Genomic DNA, 19,289 nt, shown 5'->3' with positions numbered 1-19,289 from the left:
TGTTAGAGACCGCGTTCTGCGGCAAAGTCCGAGGCTTTCTTTAAGCTGTCAAAAGTCCCTGCATCTGTCCAAAAGCCACGAACAGGACGTGCGGAGAGTTGCCCTTGTTGTAGGTACACATTATTTACATCGGTGATTTCTAGTTCGCCACGTGCCGATGGTTTGAGGGTTCTTACAATATCAAAGACATGCTTATCATACACGTAGAGCCCTACTTGCGCGAAGTTTGAACGTGGTTGCTGAGGTTTTTCTTCGATAGTCAGTACACGTCCGGTGCTATCAATTTCCATTACACCAAAGCGCTCTGGATCATGAACGGGTTTATAAAATCCCATCGCGCCACCCTGAAAGCTGGAGATAGCCGTATGAAATTGATCTTCAAAAATATTATCTCCAAGAATAACCGTTACATAGTCATTGCCAACAAATTCTTCACAGAGTGCGAGCGCGTGGGCGATGCCAGCTGATTCATCCTGAATACGGTAGGTGATATTACAACCAAACTGCTTACCAGAACCCAAGAGATTCATAAAGTGGCCAGCATAGTCGGGTCCCGTCACAATAATAATGTCACGAATACCAGCGTTTAATAATGTTTGCAAAGGATAAAGCACCATTTGCTTATTATTAATCGGTAAAAGATGTTTATTTGTTACGTTCGTAAGTGGCGCCAAACGTGTACCACGACCACCGGCTAAAATAGCGCCCTTCATTTTTGGGGGTTGTGAGGGAGTTTGCATCAAAGGCTCCGTATTTTGCATCGGAACAGGGCCACGTAAAAAAGATGTTGATGGTTGCTGTTGTTGGCGAGGCTGTTGCGCGAGTTTATAGACAGCGTACTTCATCATGGTATCGCGCAGTGCTACATCAATCGGGCGCATCGAAATACCAAGCTCTTGTAAGCGCGTAGACTGGAGAATGCAATTTGAGCGTCCTTTGACAGCGAGTCCACGGGCAACGAGATCATCAGCATTAATCCACTCAGGTTGAACGGATGCATCAACAAGTTCTTGATAGAGATTGATAAGATCACGGTGTCTAAGTGTCCCAGGGTTCACAACATGAAAAACGCCTTCACCTTTTTTCTGACAAAGCTCAAAAATAACACGCACAAGATCTTCGATAACGGTTGCACTATTTTCTACATCAACGATTTGTTTGTACGTTGCGAGTTTATCAATGAGATTGCGTTGATGGGGTCTGCTATCAATCGGCATGCGCAAACGAGCGATACCAACATTTGGTAAATGCGACAAAACAAGATCTGCTGAGTATTTTGTACGTGAATAGAATGATGTTGGATTTGCAAAGTCATTTTCTCTCCAGCCACGTGGATCAGGGGAGTCGCCATAAAAAATACAGCCTGATGCTAGATGTAAAAGATAAACGCTTCGTTCTTGGCAGGCGCTTGCCAAAACAAGTGGCATAATGACATTGCCTTCGTACGTCTCTACTTGATGTGACTCACACCAGTCGACATTTGGTCTACCGGTACGACCAGCAGCATTCACGACAGCATCAGGCTGATGTTGGTCGAGCACTTCAAGAAAAGAAGCTTTGTCCGTCACGCGTCCGGTAAAAGCGATTGTTTCGCTTGGATATGCATCATGAAATCGCTGTGCGACAAAGCCATTTGCACCAATAACAAGTATCTTCATATAGGGTCTTTTTAACAGAAAAGCCTCGAAATTACGAGGCTTTTGTCAAGAGAGGCTCCCACCAATCTTTGTGATTTAAATACCATTGCACGGTTTCTTTTAGTCCTTCTTCAAATGTCTTATTTGGTTCCCAGTCTAGTTCGCGTTTTGCTTTGCTTGAGTCAATAGCATAGCGACGGTCATGACCCTTACGGTCCTCAACATAGGCGATGAGTGATTCGGGTTTATTGAGATATTGTAATACGAGCTTAACGACCTCGATATTAGGACGCTCAGCATTACCGCCGAGACAGTAGGTTTCTCCAATGACACCTTTTTCTAAAATAGCCTCAATGCCACGACAATGATCTTCGACGTGAATCCAATCACGAACATTTAATCCATCTCCATACACAGGTAGTGGCTCATCATGAATCGCTTGGATAATCATCAACGGAATGAGTTTTTCAGGAAAGTGATAAGGTCCGTAGTTATTTGAGCAATTACTGATCGTAATCGGTAGGTGATGTGTATGGTAATACGAGCGCACTAAGTGATCTGCACCAGCTTTTGACGCGCTATACGGACTACGTGGGTCATAAGGCGTTGTTTCAGAAAAAAGTGTTTTTGTATCAAGTTCGAGCGCACCAAAAACTTCATCGGTTGAAATATGATGAAAGCGTTTGATTTGATCACCGCGTTTTTTCGTTTCTTCTAGCAGGGTAAGTGTGCCAATGAGGTTTGTTTGTACAAATGGCAAGCTCCCGGTAATCGAGCGATCAACATGAGTCTCTGCGGCAAAATGCACAACGATATCGATATCTTCAAATGCCTTATGCACGATTTCTGGATCACAAATATCACCATGAATAAACTCGCAATCGATACCGTCGAGATTTTGAAGGTTGCCTGCATAGGTAAGCGCATCCAAAACACGTATTTTATCCTCAGGATGGTTTTGACTCCAATAACGCACAAAATTTGCGCCAATAAAGCCAGCGCCGCCCGTGACAAGTAGGTGAGACATGGTCTAAACGTTAGCAAACGTGTACTGTCAAAGCAATTCACCAAAGTGATATGGATAGCCAGGATAATAAAATACAATGGATCTCAGTCCAACAAAACGATGGCATAGACCTTACGGTTATTACGGTTACCTGGAATTCGGTAGCGCAATTACAATCACTTGGAGATTCATTGCAAAAAAGCGAAGGCGCTCTAAAAGCCGAATGGTATATCGTCGACAATGCTTCTACAGATGATTCGGTAGCGTTGGTACGGCAGTTATTTCCTTGGGCGCATATCATTACCAATAGCGAGAATGCCGGTTTTGCAAAAGCCAATAATCAAGCATGGGAAAATGCTCAAGGCCGACATCTACTTTTGTTAAATCCAGATACGACCGTTGAAACGGATGCATTAGAAAAAGTCGTGAAGATTCTTGATGGTGATCATACGATTGGTGTATTGGGAGGTATGTTGGTAATGCGAAATGGTCAGCCCGTACCACAGCTTCGACGCTTTCCAACGCTATTGAGTCAGTTGTGTGTCTTGCTTAAAATCGCGGCGATTTTTCCGTTTACGATTTCGCGTTATATGGGCAAAGATCTTGATCTTGCTAAAACTCAAGATTGCGACTCTATTCGTGGTGCCTTTTTTGCGATAAGCGAAACAGCAAAAAAGACATTGGGCATGTTAGATGAGCGATATTTTTTATGGTTTGAAGAAGTAGATTATTGCCGATCTGCTAAAGAGCATGGATTACGGGTTGTTTATGATCCATCAATCAAAGCGTATGATTTTCTCACGAGTCCGAGCTTTGCTCAACGCGATAGTCTCTGGAAGAACAAAGTGTTTTCAGCGTCGATGATTGCGTATTTTGATAAATGGCATCCAGCTTGGCAAGTGTCTTTTATCAAAAATGCGGCGCGTTTATCATTTGTAATAACAAAGATGTTTAGTGCTACAAAAAGATAGCTGTATGAAAAAACTCGTCATTCAAGTAGTGCTTTTTCATGGGAGTCAATATCTCCATGCGCTTTTGCGTTCGCTCGAGCGTCAAACATTCACAGACTTCGAAGTGCTCTTTTACGAAAACTCCGTTGATGAAACCGAGCTCGCACGAGTCCGTGTACATCTCGCAAATTTTACTTGTCATTATCGTCTAGATATTGGCGAAAAAAATCTTGGTTTTAGCGCACATAATATTCTTTACCAAAAAACAGTGTCACCTTATGTCTTTGTACTAAATCAAGACGCGTATCTTGCTGATGATTGTTTAGAAAAGATGGTGCAAGCACTCGACAATGATAAAAATATTGCATCAGCAACACCGCTTGTCATGCGCTGGGACGAAAAGCCAACCGATGATATTGATTCTGCCGGTTTAGAATATCTTTGTTTAGGAATGGTAAGCGATCTTAAGCGTATTACCTCAAATCCTGTATGGGGAGTTTCAGGAGCGGTAGCACTATATCGACGTTCATCCATCGAGCACGTACGTGATGATCGCAATCTTTTTGATCCGCGATTCTTTATGTACAAAGAAGATGTGGAGCTCGCTTTTCGTTTGCATCATGCAGGTTTTACGTCTATTTGCGTGAGCGAGACAAAAGCCTTTCATATCCGCTCCATTCGAGAAGAGCGTGGTTTTTGGGCACGTATTAAAGCTGAAAGAAAGCGTCCAAAACATTTGCGTATAACTGCCTATAAAAAAATCAATGGAGAATCTATCGCATGCATTGGAACGACATTTCGTTCAAAGATAAAATCATGACGATCAAATACGAGTTTGGTCGCACATTGTTATTCGTATTGTCTATCGTATGAGTCTACCAAAAATTGGAATCATCTATCTCACTTACGCTACCGAAAAATGGGAGCGCGATATTGTGAATGCGATGACTTCGCTCGAAAAAATTACTTATCCAAAAGAGCGTATTGAACTTATTTGTGTTGAATCAAAATCCAATCGCGAAGCAGTAAAGTCTTGGTTCGAAAAAGAATGGATGCCAAAATCTGGTGCGAGTTTACCGCACATAACATATCTTGATTATACGAATGAGTCATTAGGTTTTGCTGCAAACAATAATCGTGGAATCGCCAAGGCAAAGGAGTTGGGATGCGACTATGTTTACCTACTCAATGAAGATGCGGATGTTGACCCAGGATTTTTAGAGCCGATTATCACAAAAATGGAGAGTGATAAAAATATTGGTATCGCGCAATCATTGATTTTGCTTGGTGAAGAACGTGATCGTGTAAATACGGTTGGTAATGCCTATCACTTTTTGGGCTTTGGGTATTCTCGTGGATATAAGTGGACGATAGAACAAGCGCAAACGCATTTTGCCAATGAACGTAAGACAAATCCTGATTTAGAAATTGCCTATGCTTCGGGAGCGGGGATGATGGTGCGTGTTTCGGCTTTGCAAGACGAAGAGCTATTTCATGAACCATTTTTCTTATATCACGAAGACACCGACACTTCTTTTATGATGCGACTTCGTGGCTATAAGGTCGTCGTGGTTCCGGAGTCGGTGATTTATCATTGGTATGAGTTCTCAAAATCCATCACCAAGTTTTATTGGATGGAGCGCAATCGCTATGCGGTATTGTTTATGTACCTCAAGCCTTGGACGCTTTTTCTTATCATGCCGTTATTAGTAGCCATGGAAGTAGCATTAGTGTTATTTGCTCTTGCGCGTGGTTGGTGGCCAGAAAAAAAGAAGGTCTACAAAGAGCTTGGATCAGCGTCGTATCAGAACTGGGTTCGTGAGCGTAGACAAGTGATTCAAAAAAGACGAAAAATAAATGATCGTGAATTTACCAAATACTTTGTTGCAGAAATTCTTTTTCAACATGATAGCGCCAAGAGCACTTTTCTTGAGAATATCGGCAACCCACTCATGAAAGGCTATTGGTGGGTGGTAAGAAAACTTATGTCATAAAATACCCCGCGAGCAGCGCTCAAGCGGGGTTTGTTTTTAGTTGATGTCCGTAGATCCTTTACTTCCGATTCCAGAATTATACTCCATAATCGCTGGAAGCTTATTTGCGATGTGCTGGTTGTAAAATCCGATAATCAAGCTTCTTACGCTCGCTTCACCACTAAGTGGCAGATAGAGCGAAATTGGCTCGGGGATGACGAAGAAATCACGCACAAGATGCTCTGTTCGTCGGCATGAGACATCTGTTTTTACATGAGTCGCATTCGTCTCAGCGATATCGTATAGACGGTGTATCTCACTTGCAGAGATAGGTGTTCGAATTTTGACGGAGATCGTATTCTCAATAGCGGTTACTTCGTAGAGAAGTTCGTAGGTAGCTATACCTTCTTCGTCAACAAGGAGAAAGAGTCCAAAGACAAAGAAGTAATTATATTCTAGCGTCTCAATGTACACCCTTCGCACAAGACTTGTTTCGCCTAGTGTGAGATAAGCTGTTTCTTTACTCATTGGCATTCTCCTTATTGAGACGATCGATCTGCAGCATAGGCTAGGATAGTAGACGGCGCTGATCCTTTTTTGATTCACCTAAATCGATGTGGGTGACATAGTCGCCCGCTTCGCGATCAAGCTTGTCAGACACAAGGGCTTCAAGCATAAAGGCAAATCGGTGCACGAGTTTTTGAAATCCGTACGGTCCTAAGAGCGGAATGATAATCGTTTGAAAGCTTGGCTCTGATGACAGCGCTTCAGCAAAAGGGAGAAATTTAAGAGCGTGCTCTTTTTTGGCGTCTCCCGCAGCCTCGCCAAGACGTTCAAAGTCCTCAGGGCTTACCATCCCCTCGATAGCATCCTCTTGTCCAGGAGCTTGATAAGCAATGTGAAGCTCCACTCCATCGTTAGTCCCAAATCTTGAGCTAGTAACTTTAATATACCGTACCCACACGAGAGCGAGCTTAGAATGAACGGTCGTGTCATTTTCAGCATCGATAAATAGATGGGTTTTCTCTAGCTCAAAATCTTCACGGATATAAGGCTCTGCTTTTTTAGATGGCATGACGGGCATCTCCTCCGGTACGAGTCATTTAAACCCTAAGGCTACTAACATAGCCCGTCAATACTGCTAAAAGGTGATAACGAAGCCTTTGTCTTGCGTATTTTCGAAGGTTCTGCTAGTATCTGCGCATTCTCAAATACCCATATGAAGGCAGCCATTCACCCAACATACCACAAAGATTCCGTCATTACGTGCTCTTGTGGAAACACCGTAAAAGTAGGTTCAACACTTCCTGAAATTAGCGTTGAACTTTGTAATCAATGCCATCCTTTCTACACTGGTAAGCAAAATCTTATCGATGCAGCAGGTCGTATTGATAAATTTGCTCGTCTTGCTTCTCTTAAGCAAGAAGACGCTTCAGGCAAGAAGGCAAAAAACGCAAAACGCGCAGCGGTTAAAGCAGAAAAACGCAACGCAAACGCTACAGTTGAAATCGGTGCTTAGCTAGAAAACCCCTGTTTTCAGCATTTTTTGCGACGTTTTGTCGCAATAAGTGTTATGAGACAGGGGTTTTTGCTATCATAAAACTTATAAAATAATATGAATCATTCTCTTAAACAAAAGGCGTTAGAAGCAAAAACAGCTGTTCAAGCAGCAGAGGCAAAGCTAGCGCTCCCTGAAACGCTTGCTAGCCAAAAGCTCATCAAAGAAGCGTCCATGGTTTTTAACCACGCAAGACAGCTCGCCGACGTAGCTGATCGTTATTTGGGATTGGCTCAAGCGCTTGAGGATGCCGAAGAGGCAATAGCCTCAGGGGATGAAGAAATGAAGGCAATGGGCCTCGAAGAGCTCGCTCGGATTCAGCCGGAGCTCGCTATTGCTGAAGAGGCATTTGAGATTGCTCTCGTACCGCCTGATCCACATGATCAAAACGACATTATTATGGAAATCCGTGCCGGTGCCGGTGGCGATGAAGCGGGGCTTTTTGCGGGGGATCTTTTACGAATGTATCTTCGTTTTGCTGAGCGTCGTGGTTGGAAGTCCAATCTATTGTCCGAATCCACCAATGAAACCGGCGGTTACAAAGAAGTTATCTTGGGAATTCAAGGCACGGGAGCCTATGGTTGGTATAAGTTCGAGTCTGGTGTGCATCGCGTTCAGCGTGTGCCGAGCACTGAAAAGCAAGGGCGTATTCATACCTCGACGGCTTCTGTTGCAGTTATGCCTGAGCTCGAAGAAACCGAGGTAGTCATCGAAGCAAAAGATCTACGTATTGATACATTTTGTGCTGGTGGTAAAGGTGGACAATCGGTGAATACAACTAAATCTGCCGTACGTATTACACATCTTCCTTCGGGGTTGTCGGTATCTTGTCAGGATGAGCGTTCACAGCTCCAAAACAAAGAACGTGCTATGACGGTGCTTAGATCTCGTCTTTGGGAGATGGAAGAAGCAAAACGTCACGCCGAACTCGATGCGGATCGTCGTTCTCAAATCGGTACAGGTGATCGTTCAGAAAAGATTCGTACCTACAACTATCCGCAAGATCGTATCACTGATCATCGCATCAAAAAATCATGGCATAACTTACCATTGATTATGGATGGGGATATGGAGCAAATCGTACTAGCGGTAAAATCAGGCAAACAAGGCAACGAAGACGAGGAGTAATCCTCGTTTTTTATTATTATTTTTTTGTTTTTTGTCTAAGACTTGCCAAAAAAGGGGATATTGGGTAGGATTCTGGCACTAATTAACCCTCGTCTACCCCGCTATACGGCACCCTTTTTCCTTTCTCCTCTGGAGTTAGAGGGGCCTGGGATGAACGAATAAAAGGAATTTTCTATGTCAAAACTCCCTTCCATGGAGGACATGCTTCAATCAGGCATGCACTTCGGTCACCAGACCTCAAAATGGCACCCTAAAATGAAGAAATTCATTTTTGGTCAACGCCAAGGTATCCATATCATCAACCTCGAAGAGACAACAAAGGCTCTCGACGAAGCGCTCACTTTTATGAAAAAGACAGCGGCTCGTGGTGGTACTATTTTGTTTGTTGGTACAAAAAAGCAAGCTTCTCAAATCGTTGAGACCGCTGCTATTGCTGCAGGCATGCCTTATATCAATAAGCGCTGGCTCGGTGGTACACTTACAAACTTTGCTTCCATCGCTTCACAGATTCGCAAATTGAAGGATCTTAAGCGTAAGCAAGAAAAAGGTGAGCTCGGTAAATTTACTAAGCTCGAACAGCTTCGCTTTGCAGAACAGATCAAGCTTCTCGAAGACAAGATCGGTGGTATCCAAGAAATGAACCGTGTACCTGATGCTCTCTTCATCTTTGATGTAAAGAAAGACAAAACAGCTCTTCAAGAAGCGGCTCGCCGTGGTGTAAAAGTTGTTGCTGTCTGTGACTCTAACGTCAACCCAACAGATATCGATTACCCAATCCCTGCGAATGATGACGCCGTAAAAGCTATTCAAATGATGGCTGACATTGTTTCTGGTGCTATCCTTGATGGTAAAAAAGAATGGGAATCCAACCGTGCGCGTTTAGGTAATACGCTCGTTGCTTCACCTCAAGCGCGTTCGTTTGCTCAACTCAAGAAAAATTAATACCGAAGGTGGGTAGAGACTGTTCTGCTGACCTCATAACATTCAAAACAATTATGGCTATCGACAACAAGCTCGTCATGGAGCTCCGTAATCGCACTTCTGCTGGTATCGTTGACTGTAAAAACGCTCTCGAAGAAGCAGGTGGTGATATGGACAAAGCGATCGAAGTTCTTAAAAAGAAAGGTGCTATCAAAGCCGCAAAGAAAGCATCAGAACGTGATGCAACCGAAGGCTTGCTGGCAACCTACCTTCATCACAATGGTAAGCTTGCTTCAATCGTTGAGCTTACCTGTGAGACAGACTTTGTCGCACGCGGTGATGATTTTAAGAACTTGGCAAATGATCTTGCGCTTCAGGTAGCTGCTGTAGAGCCTACATATGTAAGCCCAGAGGCTATTCCTGCTGACGTACTCGAAGCAAAGAAAGCAGAATTTGCTGCTGAGATGGCCGATGATAAAAAACCAGAAGATATTAAGGCAAAGATCATTGAAGGCAAACTCACAAAGTGGTACTCAGATGTTTGTTTGACCAAACAATCCTTTATCAAAGATGAGGATATGACAATCGAGCAACTTATCACAGCTCTTTCTGCAAAGAGTGGTGAAAAAATCGAAGTAACGCGTTTTTCACGCATGGTGATGTCCGCTCCGTCGGGTCAGACCTGCTAAGCGCTCACCCCCCAGGTACGATAGTGTAAAACACACCCCCACATTTGGGGGTGTGTTTCGTTTGTTGGGGGTAGGGGGTTCGAGGGGAGATGTTTGTATGTTATCCTTGTAGCAGATATGAACTTATCACGCTTTTCCGTACCCCTCTTTGTGGCAGCGATGCTTATTGTTTCGTCGCCAGCTTTAGCAGCAACTGATGCTGCGGGATGTACGCTTTCTATCCGTAATGAGGATATTAGTGTTTTGCCAGCGGCTCCTTTTGTTGGTTATTCAGCCAAGATTTATGCCACGGTTCAACCGCTCTGCAAACGTGACACCGAAGGTGACGTATTATTCTATGCCAATAACAAGCTCATTGGCACAAAGCCAATCTCCTACAAAAAGGATGGTCTAGCCGAAGAAGTATGGATTGCCTGGAAACCATCAGAATATGGTAACCACGCATTACGCGTTGATACAAAAGGGGAGAACGGTGTTATAGGTGATTCAGCGTCTATTACGTTCTTTGTTGATCGTGATAATGATGGTGATGGTATTGGCGATGAGATTGATCCAGATGACGACAATGACGGAGTCCCTGATACCAAGGATCAATTTCCAAAAGATCCAAAAAAGTCCAAAGATACTGACGGTGATGGCATCGATGATTCCGAAGACTCAGATGACGACAATGATGGTCTCTACGATTTTCAGGAGCAGGCTATTGGCACGAATCCATTAAAGTTTGATACCGATGGTGATGGCGTAGGTGATAAAGACGATGCTTTTCCGCTTGACCCAAATAAATCAGAACCGGATCCAACAACGCCACCTCCTGTTATACCCACCGAGCCAACAACAAGCACGGTCATCATGCCAACAACAGATACGACCGATGCGCCTACCGAAGGCAGAGTATTGGGTGCAACAACTGAGCGTGCAAACAAAGATTCACTCTTTAATTATCCTTGGCTTTGGGCAATTGCTGGAGGAACCCTGTTTTTAGCCTTTTTCTTCTTGTACAAATCACGCAAAGAAGAACGCGAATTTAAAAAATACTAAGTTGTTAATCTCTCCTACCGCTCCTTATGACACGTATTGCAATAAATGGTTTTGGCCGCATTGGCCGCAATGTTTTACGCGCAGGGTTTGCCTTGCCAGGTTTTGAAGTTGTCGCGATTAATGATCTTACCGATACTGCAACGTTAACGCATTTATTAAAGCATGACACCGTATATCGTCGTTGGAATCAAGAGATCTCCTCAGACGCAAAATCGATTACGGTTGGACGTAAAAAGATCCAGGTTTTTTCAGAAAAGGACCCAACGCAATTACCTTGGGCAAAACTTGGTATTGATGTTGTGCTCGAATGCACCGGACGTTTTACGGATTTAGAAGGTGCTTCTAAGCATATTGAGGCTGGTGCAAAACGCGTCATTATTAGCGCGCCGTCAAAAGGCGGTGAGATCCCAACACATGTTATTGGTGTAAACGAAAAAGGTGCAGGCAAAAAAGCAAAAGTCATCAATAATGCGAGCTGTACCACAAATTGCATTTCGCCTGTTGCCGCGATCATGAATGATGTCTTTGGTGTAAAAAAAGCCATGATGACAACCATCCATGGGTACACCGCAGATCAAAATCTTCAAGATGGACCACATCGTGATTTGCGTCGTGCACGTGCCGCGGCAGAAAACATCATCCCTACAACAACGGGTGCTGCCATCGCCACAACCGAGGTTATTCCTGAGCTCAAAGGATTGTTTGATGGCTTATCGATTCGTGTTCCGGTACCTGTGGTTTCACTCTCAGATTTTACCTTTCTCTTAAAAAAGAAAACGAGTGTCGAAGATGTAAACAAGGCGCTCAAAAAAGCGGCCAGTAATATTCGTTACAAGGGTATTCTAGAAGTAACGAATGAACCCCTTGTCTCTTCTGATTTTATTGGCAATCCAGCAAGTTGTATTGTAGATCTAGAGCTCACCAAGGTTGTTGATGGTGATATGGTAAAAGTCATCGCTTGGTATGATAATGAGTGGGGATACTCAAATCGACTTGCAGAGATGTCGCTCGAGGTTGGTAAAAACCTTCGTTAATATCACACCATGAAACTTCGTACATTATCGGCAAAACATAAACTCGACCAACAGCCTGTCTTAGTACGGGTTGATTGGAATATCCCGCTCAATGGCTCGCTCGAAGCTGAGCATCATCTCAAGTTACAGCGTTCTAAGGTGCTTATTGGTGAGTTAGTGGAGCGTGGTGCAAAGCCAATTTTTTTAACGCATATCGGCAGGCCAAAAAAACGTGAAGCACCATTTTCTACCAAGAGACTCGTTCTTATTGTAAAAAAAGCGATTGGGATGAATATTGTTTATCTTGAGGGATCGGTCACGAAAGCAAAAGATCTAAAAGCGATGCAAAAACAGATCCAAGATGCAGAGCCGGGAACCTGTTTTCTCTTAGAGAACGTACGATTTGAAAAAAAAGAGATGCTGAATGATAAGTCGTTAGCAAAAGCTTACGCGTCATTAGGTGGGATATTTGTTAATGACGCCTTTGCTTCATGTCATAGAAAGCACACAACGGTCGTAGGTCTTGCATCGCTCATGGAGAGTTATGCGGGACCCGCTCTTATTGATGAAGTTACGAATTTGAGTAAATTGTTAAAGAAAACAGCTTCGCCTTATTTAGCGATCCTCGGAGGTAAAAAACTAACTACAAAAGCAAGTATCATTAAGTCATTAACAAAAAATGTGGATACGCTTTGTATTGGTGGAGCAATGGCAGCGTTATTTATAAAAATGCACAATCATTCGATTGGGGCGTCTTATTATGAGGCAGAGGCATTGCCGATAGTAAAAAAATTACTCAAAGAAAAAACGATTTTGTTGCCAGTAGATGTAATCGTAACAAAAAAACTTTCATTGCAGCCACGACTTCGCAAAGTAACGATAGACCAAATAGAAAAAGACGATATTATTGTTGATATTGGTCCAAAAACACTCCGTGAGTGGCACGGTCATATTCAAAAAGCAAAGACTATTGTTTGGAATGGACCTCTCGGATTAAGTGAGGTGTTCTCAACGGGATTTGGTTCGAGATTTATTGCAAAAAGTATCGCAAAACGCTCTGATGCTGCCTTAAGTATTTGCGGCGGTGGTGATACGATCCCGGTTATCGCGCAAGCGAAGGCATTATCACAGATAGATTTTGTCTCTACGGGCGGAGGAGCGATGCTTGAATTCCTTGCAAATAATGGTGACCTACCTGGATTAAAACAATTACGTTAAGATGTAGGTAAGATTCTTAAACGCACCTTATGGCTACTACAACAAAATCACCTTCAGCTGTTCATATTGCTGGGAGCATCGCACTAAGCGCTCTCACATTGTTTTTATTGGTGAGTACATTGAAGGTGTATAAAGAAACAAATGAAGTCGGTCAGGCTCCGAGAAGCCGTGATACGATTACGATTGACGGAAGCGGCTCCATTTCGAGTAAGCCCGATCTTGCTGATATTGACCTCGGTCTTTATAGCGAAGGAAGCGATGTTCCAACCATCCAAAACGAAAATACACAAAAGGTGAATAGTATTATCGCAGCATTACAACAGATGGGTATTGCCGAAGAAGATATCCAAACAACGAACTACAATATCTCACCACGTTACGATTATACAGACGGTGCGCAGCGCATTAGTGGGTACGCCGTCTCGCAAAACCTCCACGTAAAAGTACGTGATTTAGGCGAGGTAGGTAATGTGCTTGCTAAGGCAGGTTCATTAGGCGCAAATCAAGTAAATGGCGTCCGTTTTTCTGTAGATGATCCAACGGCATTAAAAGTACAAGCTCGTGCCGAAGCAATAGCTGATGCCCGCGAAAAGGCAGACATGCTTGCAAAAGCCATGGGTGTTTCTATCGTCCGTATCGTAACGTTCTCTGAGAGTTCTTCAAATGCACCAACACCTCCGATTTATACCTTCCGTGCTGAAGACGCTGTTGCACAAGCTCCTGATATTAAGCCAGGTTCACTTGATGTAGAAGCAGATATCTCGGTGACCTTTGAAATTCGTTAATAGGGTAATGAGTAAGCGTCCTTTATGTTTATTAATACAAAAATAAAATCTATCGTTGCACGAGAAATTCTCGACTCTCGAGGCAATCCAACCGTCGCGTGTCGCGTGACACTCTCTTCTGGTGCGTCAGCAGAATCGAGAGTACCAAGCGGAGCTTCTACAGGCTCACATGAAGCTTTAGAGCTTCGTGATGGTGGTAAGCGCTATGGTGGCAAAGGTGTTCTTAAAGCGGTAAAACACGTCAATGGACCTATTGCGAGCGCCTTAAAAGGCATGAATGCGGCAAAACTCACCTCTATTGATGAAAAAATGAGAGAGCTGGATGGCACAGCAACAAAATCCCATCTTGGAGCAAATGCGATGCTTGCGGTTTCGATTGCTTGTGCCGAAGCGGTAGCGATGCATCGTAAAGAACCATTGTGGAAAACCTTAAGACGTATCTACGCGTTTCCGCGTGCAGCAAAGATGCCTATCCCTACCATGAACGTTTTAAATGGTGGCGCTCATGCAAACTGGTCACTCGATGTCCAAGAGTGCATGATTGTTCCAAAACAACGCACTATCGAAGAGCGTATTCGAGCAGGCTCTGAAGTATTTCATGCCCTAGCGGGGATCTTAAAGCAAAACGGTTTTACAACGACGGTAGGTGATGAAGGTGGTTTTGCGCCACAGCTTCACACAATAGAAAATGCTTTTGATGTGCTGGTTCAAGCTATTAAAAAAGCGGGTTATAAACCCGGTAAAGATATCACGCTCGCTACAGACATTGCCGCCTCTGAATTTTATAACGCCAAAAAGGTGTCTACGAGATGAAGACTGAGGGTAAGACCTATACATCGGATGAGTTAACGCAACGGTATCTCGAGTTACAAAAAAAAGTATCCTCTCGAATCTATAGAAGATCCATTTGCCGAAGATGATTGGGCTGCCTGGATCAAAGCGTTACCAAAACTTAAAAAGAAGTCTGTTATTGTTGGTGATGATTTCTTTGTCACAAATGTCGATCGTCTTAAGCGTGGAATAGAAGAAAAAGCAGCAAATGCTATTCTTATTAAGCCAAATCAAATCGGTACAGTCACAGAAACGGTCGAAGCCATTATCATGGCTCATACCAATGGTTTTAAAACAGCGATCTCGCATCGCTCAGGAGAAACGTCGGATACGTTTATTGCTGACCTTGCTTATGCTTGCGGATCAGACTATATCAAAACCGGTAGTCTCTCTCGTTCTGAGCGCGTCGAAAAATACAATCGTCTCATGGAGATCTCGCTCGAGACACGCAAATAAAAAAACACCTCGGTTACTCCGAGGTGTTTTTGATGTGATCACGTATCGCTTGTTGGGTTTTTTCGTCTAGTTGATCAAGAACGGGGAGTGAACGCTCGATAAATGTTTTTTTTACGTCATGCAAGTCTTTATTGAGTTTTAGGTAGGCTTGCTTTAAGGCGGCTTGTTGTTGAGGGGTGGGGGATGCCATAGGTCTTTATTATAGCGCTTTTTATTGTCGTTGAGAATGTGTTACACTGTAGGCATATGCGTATACCAATGTTTTTGACCGAATCTCGTCAACGAGCAATTGCTATCTTGGTCATGAGTGCCCTTATTTTGGGAGGACTCTTTGTTTATACGTTCACCGCCTTACCTTCGGTTATTAACGGTGACTCTTACCAGGCTGTTTTTTTAACAAATGACCAAGTGTATTTTGGTAAGCTTGTCTCAACAAGAGGTTCGTACAAGCTAACGGATGTTTACTACTTGCAGTCAAAGCAACCCGTGCAAGCACAAGGTACCGAAGTTGGTTCAGAAGGAGACATGGCTCTCATTAAACTAGGTAAAGAGCTTCATGGCCCAGAAGACTGGATGCTCATCAATCGCGAACATGTGATTTTTGTAGAACAGCTCAAGAGCGATAGTCGTGTTGTGCAAGCCATCAAAAAAGCAAAAGCGGGTAATTAGTCAGAGGTAATGTGAGCTTACCAAAAATCCTCTGTATCGTTGGTCCAACAGCAAGCGGTAAAACTTCGCTGGGTCTTTTGTTAGCAAAAAGATTTGATGGAGAAATTGTGAGCGCTGATGCTCGTCAACTCTATAAAGATTTTTCTATTGGTACTGGTAAGCCCGAATGCGAAAGCGAATATCACCACGACGAACATATCTGTTGGGTAGATGATGTCCCGCATTATTTGATGGATTCGCAAGACCCTCGTGAGCCAATCAGCGTTGCCGAATATAAAGCGCTCGCTGAAGAACGTATTGAAGATATTTTATCACGTAATAAGCTACCTATCATTGTTGGTGGCACAGGTTTGTATATCAGCGCTTTGATCGATCAACCATTATTACCAGAGGTTCCACCAAACGAAGAGCTACGCAAAGAACTTGAGCAAAAAGACCTGCCTGAGCTTGTTCATGAGCTGCTAGAATTAGATGAAGATGCAGGCAATAGCATCGATTTACAAAATCCTCGACGTATTATTCGAGCGATAGAGCTTATAAAAGCACTCGACCTTCCAATAAACGAAATTCGTAAAAACGGTGATCCAAAATATGATGCATTGCAGTTAGCATTAAAACATGAGCCAGAGGTATTGCGTAATCGCATCGATACAACCATTGAACGGTTCTTTCATGATGGCTGGTTACAAGAGGTTCGTGATTTATTAACAAAAGATATTCCGCTCGATGTGCCGGCATGGTCTTCTATTGGGTATCCAGAGTTACGCCAAGTGCTTGAGGGACAATTAACAGAAAACGAAGCAAAAACCGCTATTCAATTAGCGACATGGCATTATGCAAAACGCCAACTTACTTGGTTTAAGCGGGATCAGCGCATCAAGTGGTTAGAGAGTGATCAAGAAGCACTTACCGAAGCAATTCGTTTTTTAAGAACATAAATCTATGAACTATTGGCTTATTAAATCCGACCCCGAAGAATTTGGTTGGAAAGAATTGCTTCATGATGGCAAAACGGCTTGGACAGGTGTACGCAGTGCGGCAGCAGCTTTGAATCTAAAAAAGATGAAGGTAGGGGACATCGCGCTTTTTTATGAAAGCCAAGGTCCCAAAAAAGTGGTAGGCCTCGCTTCAATAAAAAAATCCGCTTATCCGGATCCAACGAATACTGATCAAAAGCGAGATTGGGTGGCTGTGGACATCGTTCCAGTTAAAGCATTAAAGAAACCAGTGACACTAGCTGAGATTAAGGCAGATGCTTTTTTTGTTGACTTTTCGCTCGTACGTCAATCGAGGCTTTCGGTCATGCCGGTGACGATAAAACAATACGAAAAAATCATCGAAAAAAGTCAAAAGTAGAGGCTCGACAAGGGGTCTTTTTTAGGGTATGATAGGCCGTATTCCGCTATGTTTACACTATTTCGCAAAAAGACGGATGACTCGGTAAGCGAGGCATCATCATCTCCGCTAGGAGTTATCCTTGAAGTTGTTCAAGTATTGGCCATTTCTTTAGCGCTTATTATTCCGATTCGTTTTTTTCTCATCCAGCCTTTTTACGTTCAGGGTGCTAGCATGGAGCCAAATTTCTTTGATCATGAATACTTGATCATCGATGAACTCTCCTATCGATTGCATACGCCTGCGCGTGGTGATGTCGTGGTATTCAAGTATCCAAACAATACGAAAGAATTTTTCATTAAACGCATTATCGGTTTGCCAGGTGAAACGGTAGAAATCTCAAATGGTAAGATTAAGATCTACAATGATAAACATCCTAACGGGATGCTTATAAACGAAACAAGCTACCTCGATCAAGACTTCACGGCAAATTCACAAACCGTAACGTTAAAAATGGATGAGTATTATGTCCTTGGAGATAATCGTTCATCAAGTTTAGACTCTCGTTTCTTTGGACCAGTAAATAAAAGCTATGTCGTTGGTCGAGTCTGGCTACGCGGATTTCCGTTTGATCGCTGGAAACACTTCACTTCATTTGATTACGAATTAGACAAATAAACCTATGCCATCCAAACCAGTAAAAAAGACCGTTGCAAAAACAACGGCAACCGCAAAAGCCTCTGCAGAAGCAGCGACATCATCCAAAAAAGCTCCGCAACCGATTCAGATCATGCGCGGTATGCGTGATCTTGTGCCAAATGATCAGCCTTATTGGCAAGAAGTGCGTGACACCGTTGCAAGCATTGCAGGGTCATACGGCTTTGATCGCATTGATACACCAATCGTAGAAGAGACGGCTCTCTTTATTCGTGGCGTAGGTCGTGCAACGGATGTCGTTGAAAAAGAACTCTATCGCTTTGATACACTCGGTGGCGAAGACGCAGCATTACGTCCAGAAGGTACAGCGGGCGTTGTTCGTTCTTACATTCAACACGGCATGTTAAACGTGCCACAACCCGTAAAACTTTGGTACGAAGGTCCAATGTTTCGCTATGATCGTCCACAGTCTGGTCGATTTAGACAATTCTACCAAGCAGGTTTCGAATGTATTGGCGAAGAAGACGCGATTGTCGATGCGCAACTTATTGTTCTTGGCTGGAATGTGTTAAAGAGCTTAGGTATTGATGCAGTATTACGTATCAACTCACTCGGTACACCAGAATCTCGCGCAAACTATAAGAATGCTCTCGTTGCCTATTTCCGTGCAAAGAAAGCCAAACTTTCAGACGAAGACAAAAAACGTTTATTAAAAAATCCATTGCGTTTACTCGATTCAAAAGATCCAGTCATTCTTGAGTTAAAAGCTGAAGCACCGCAACTCGTTGATTGGTTGGATGAGGATTCAAAAGCGCACTTTATGCGAGTGCTCGAGTATCTTGATGAGTTAGGTGTGCCGTATCAGCTTGATCCATACTTGGTTCGCGGTCTTGATTACTACACCAAAACCGTTTGGGAGTGGTATGCAAGCACAGAGGATGCAGAACAATCACAGTCTGCTCTTGGTGGCGGTGGACGCTATGATGGTCTCGTTGAGTTACTCGGTGGCCGCCCTACACCAGCTGTGGGTTGTGCCTTTGGTGTCGATCGCATCATCTCTCGCCTAAAAGAAAAGAACCCACCTTCTCCTGATCAGCATCGTTATGCATCGGTAGATGTCTTTATCGCTCAACTTGGAGATATGGGTCGCAAAAAAGCCCTCGCTCTCTTTGAAGAGTTCCGCGAAGCAGGTATTCCTGTTGGTGAAGCCTTTGCCAAATCCAATATCAAAGCACAGATGGAAGTAGCAAATAAACGTCAGGCAAAATGGGCGCTCGTCTTGGGCCAAAAGGAAGTTCTTGACGGTACCGTCTTAATCCGTGATATGGATGCTGGTTCTCAAGAAACGGTAGATATCAAAAAAGCCGTCCACGAAATCAAGAAAAAACTACAGAATTTAAAGCCTTAAGAGAATCATCTCCC

At 43.4% G+C, this 19,289-nt stretch carries 21 protein-coding genes and 1 pseudogene; 17 read left to right on the top strand and 5 right to left on the bottom strand.

The features are described from left to right. Nucleotides 1-2: 2 nt before the first annotated feature. The gene (locus tag H6759_03960; GenBank protein ID USN52161.1) at nucleotides 3-1,658 is read right to left on the bottom strand and encodes a sugar nucleotide-binding protein; all 1,656 of its coding nucleotides are present in this window, start codon (nucleotides 1,656-1,658) and stop codon (nucleotides 3-5) included. A gap of 31 nt (nucleotides 1,659-1,689) precedes the next feature. Then, nucleotides 1,690-2,664, bottom strand: coding sequence for a dTDP-glucose 4,6-dehydratase (gene rfbB / locus H6759_03955; protein ID USN52160.1), 975 nt, complete (start codon nucleotides 2,662-2,664; stop codon nucleotides 1,690-1,692). A gap of 50 nt (nucleotides 2,665-2,714) precedes the next feature. On the opposite strand from rfbB, the gene H6759_03950 reads away from it, so the two are divergent. Genes H6759_03950 through H6759_03940 form a run of 3 tightly spaced genes read left to right on the top strand, consistent with a single transcriptional unit; the run spans nucleotide 2,715 to nucleotide 5,587 of the window. Then, nucleotides 2,715-3,614: a glycosyltransferase family 2 protein gene (locus tag H6759_03950; protein USN52159.1), complete on the top strand. Its 900-nt coding sequence runs from the start codon at nucleotides 2,715-2,717 to the stop codon at nucleotides 3,612-3,614. A 4-nt stretch (nucleotides 3,615-3,618) separates the two neighbouring features. Next, on the top strand, nucleotides 3,619-4,413 hold the full coding sequence (locus H6759_03945; GenBank protein USN52158.1) for a glycosyltransferase: 795 nt from the start codon (nucleotides 3,619-3,621) through the stop codon (nucleotides 4,411-4,413). Between the two features lie 49 nt (nucleotides 4,414-4,462). Further along, entirely contained in the window at nucleotides 4,463-5,587 is a 1,125-nt protein-coding gene (locus H6759_03940; protein ID USN52157.1) for a glycosyltransferase family 2 protein, read from the top strand. Nucleotides 5,588-5,623: 36 nt separating this feature from the next. Here H6759_03940 and H6759_03935 read toward each other — a convergent pair whose 3' ends face one another. After that, nucleotides 5,624-6,094 (bottom strand): hypothetical protein, encoded by a 471-nt coding sequence (locus H6759_03935; protein USN52156.1) that lies wholly within the window; start codon nucleotides 6,092-6,094, stop codon nucleotides 5,624-5,626. Nucleotides 6,095-6,134: 40 nt separating this feature from the next. Further along, the gene (locus tag H6759_03930) at nucleotides 6,135-6,641 is read right to left on the bottom strand and encodes a hypothetical protein (GenBank protein USN52155.1); all 507 of its coding nucleotides are present in this window, start codon (nucleotides 6,639-6,641) and stop codon (nucleotides 6,135-6,137) included. A gap of 144 nt (nucleotides 6,642-6,785) precedes the next feature. On the opposite strand from H6759_03930, the gene rpmE reads away from it, so the two are divergent. The 9 genes and pseudogenes from rpmE to eno all read left to right on the top strand — a co-directional run bounded on the left by rpmE (nucleotide 6,786) and on the right by eno (nucleotide 15,206). Then, nucleotides 6,786-7,085, top strand: coding sequence for a 50S ribosomal protein L31 (gene rpmE, locus H6759_03925; protein ID USN52154.1), 300 nt, complete (start codon nucleotides 6,786-6,788; stop codon nucleotides 7,083-7,085). A gap of 96 nt (nucleotides 7,086-7,181) precedes the next feature. Continuing rightward, a complete protein-coding gene (prfA, locus tag H6759_03920; GenBank protein ID USN52153.1) occupies nucleotides 7,182-8,252 on the top strand; it encodes a peptide chain release factor 1 in 1,071 nt (356 codons plus the stop codon). A 174-nt stretch (nucleotides 8,253-8,426) separates the two neighbouring features. Next, nucleotides 8,427-9,194, top strand: a complete 768-nt coding sequence (rpsB, locus tag H6759_03915; GenBank protein USN52152.1) for a 30S ribosomal protein S2 — start codon at nucleotides 8,427-8,429, stop codon at nucleotides 9,192-9,194. A gap of 53 nt (nucleotides 9,195-9,247) precedes the next feature. Next, on the top strand, nucleotides 9,248-9,862 hold the full coding sequence (tsf, locus tag H6759_03910) for an elongation factor Ts (GenBank protein USN52151.1): 615 nt from the start codon (nucleotides 9,248-9,250) through the stop codon (nucleotides 9,860-9,862). A gap of 117 nt (nucleotides 9,863-9,979) precedes the next feature. After that, nucleotides 9,980-10,903, top strand: a complete 924-nt coding sequence (locus H6759_03905) for a hypothetical protein (protein ID USN52150.1) — start codon at nucleotides 9,980-9,982, stop codon at nucleotides 10,901-10,903. 26 nt (nucleotides 10,904-10,929) lie between these two features. Then, the gene (gap, locus tag H6759_03900; GenBank protein ID USN52149.1) at nucleotides 10,930-11,937 is read left to right on the top strand and encodes a type I glyceraldehyde-3-phosphate dehydrogenase; all 1,008 of its coding nucleotides are present in this window, start codon (nucleotides 10,930-10,932) and stop codon (nucleotides 11,935-11,937) included. A gap of 9 nt (nucleotides 11,938-11,946) precedes the next feature. Next, entirely contained in the window at nucleotides 11,947-13,134 is a 1,188-nt protein-coding gene (locus H6759_03895; GenBank protein USN52148.1) for a phosphoglycerate kinase, read from the top strand. Nucleotides 13,135-13,163: 29 nt separating this feature from the next. Continuing rightward, nucleotides 13,164-13,919, top strand: coding sequence for an SIMPL domain-containing protein (locus H6759_03890; GenBank protein USN52147.1), 756 nt, complete (start codon nucleotides 13,164-13,166; stop codon nucleotides 13,917-13,919). Nucleotides 13,920-13,943: 24 nt separating this feature from the next. Continuing rightward, nucleotides 13,944-15,206 (top strand): annotated as a pseudogene (gene eno, locus H6759_03885) (phosphopyruvate hydratase). A gap of 13 nt (nucleotides 15,207-15,219) precedes the next feature. Here eno and H6759_03880 read toward each other — a convergent pair. After that, nucleotides 15,220-15,396, bottom strand: a complete 177-nt coding sequence (locus H6759_03880; protein USN52146.1) for a hypothetical protein — start codon at nucleotides 15,394-15,396, stop codon at nucleotides 15,220-15,222. Between the two features lie 56 nt (nucleotides 15,397-15,452). Here H6759_03880 and H6759_03875 point away from each other — a divergent pair, with 56 nt between their 5' ends. Genes H6759_03875 through H6759_03855 form a run of 5 tightly spaced genes read left to right on the top strand, consistent with a single transcriptional unit; the run spans nucleotide 15,453 to nucleotide 19,275 of the window. Then, complete coding sequence (locus tag H6759_03875) at nucleotides 15,453-15,875, top strand: hypothetical protein (GenBank protein ID USN52145.1); 423 nt, start codon at nucleotides 15,453-15,455, stop codon at nucleotides 15,873-15,875. Between the two features lie 11 nt (nucleotides 15,876-15,886). After that, the gene (miaA, locus tag H6759_03870) at nucleotides 15,887-16,813 is read left to right on the top strand and encodes a tRNA (adenosine(37)-N6)-dimethylallyltransferase MiaA (protein ID USN52144.1); all 927 of its coding nucleotides are present in this window, start codon (nucleotides 15,887-15,889) and stop codon (nucleotides 16,811-16,813) included. A 4-nt stretch (nucleotides 16,814-16,817) separates the two neighbouring features. Beyond that, nucleotides 16,818-17,231 (top strand): EVE domain-containing protein, encoded by a 414-nt coding sequence (locus tag H6759_03865; protein USN52143.1) that lies wholly within the window; start codon nucleotides 16,818-16,820, stop codon nucleotides 17,229-17,231. A 48-nt stretch (nucleotides 17,232-17,279) separates the two neighbouring features. Continuing rightward, nucleotides 17,280-17,888 (top strand): signal peptidase I, encoded by a 609-nt coding sequence (gene lepB / locus H6759_03860; protein ID USN52142.1) that lies wholly within the window; start codon nucleotides 17,280-17,282, stop codon nucleotides 17,886-17,888. 4 nt (nucleotides 17,889-17,892) lie between these two features. Beyond that, a complete protein-coding gene (locus H6759_03855) occupies nucleotides 17,893-19,275 on the top strand; it encodes a histidine--tRNA ligase (protein USN52141.1) in 1,383 nt (460 codons plus the stop codon). Nucleotides 19,276-19,289: the final 14 nt, after the last annotated feature.

This window comes from Candidatus Nomurabacteria bacterium (genome assembly GCA_023898425.1).
In the GTDB taxonomy this organism is placed as follows: Bacteria; Patescibacteriota; Patescibacteriia; order 2-12-FULL-60-25; family 2-12-FULL-60-25; genus HK-STAS-PATE-2.
The sequence above is the reverse complement of the archived record's forward strand: the minus strand, read 5'-3'. Positions and strand labels throughout refer to the sequence as shown.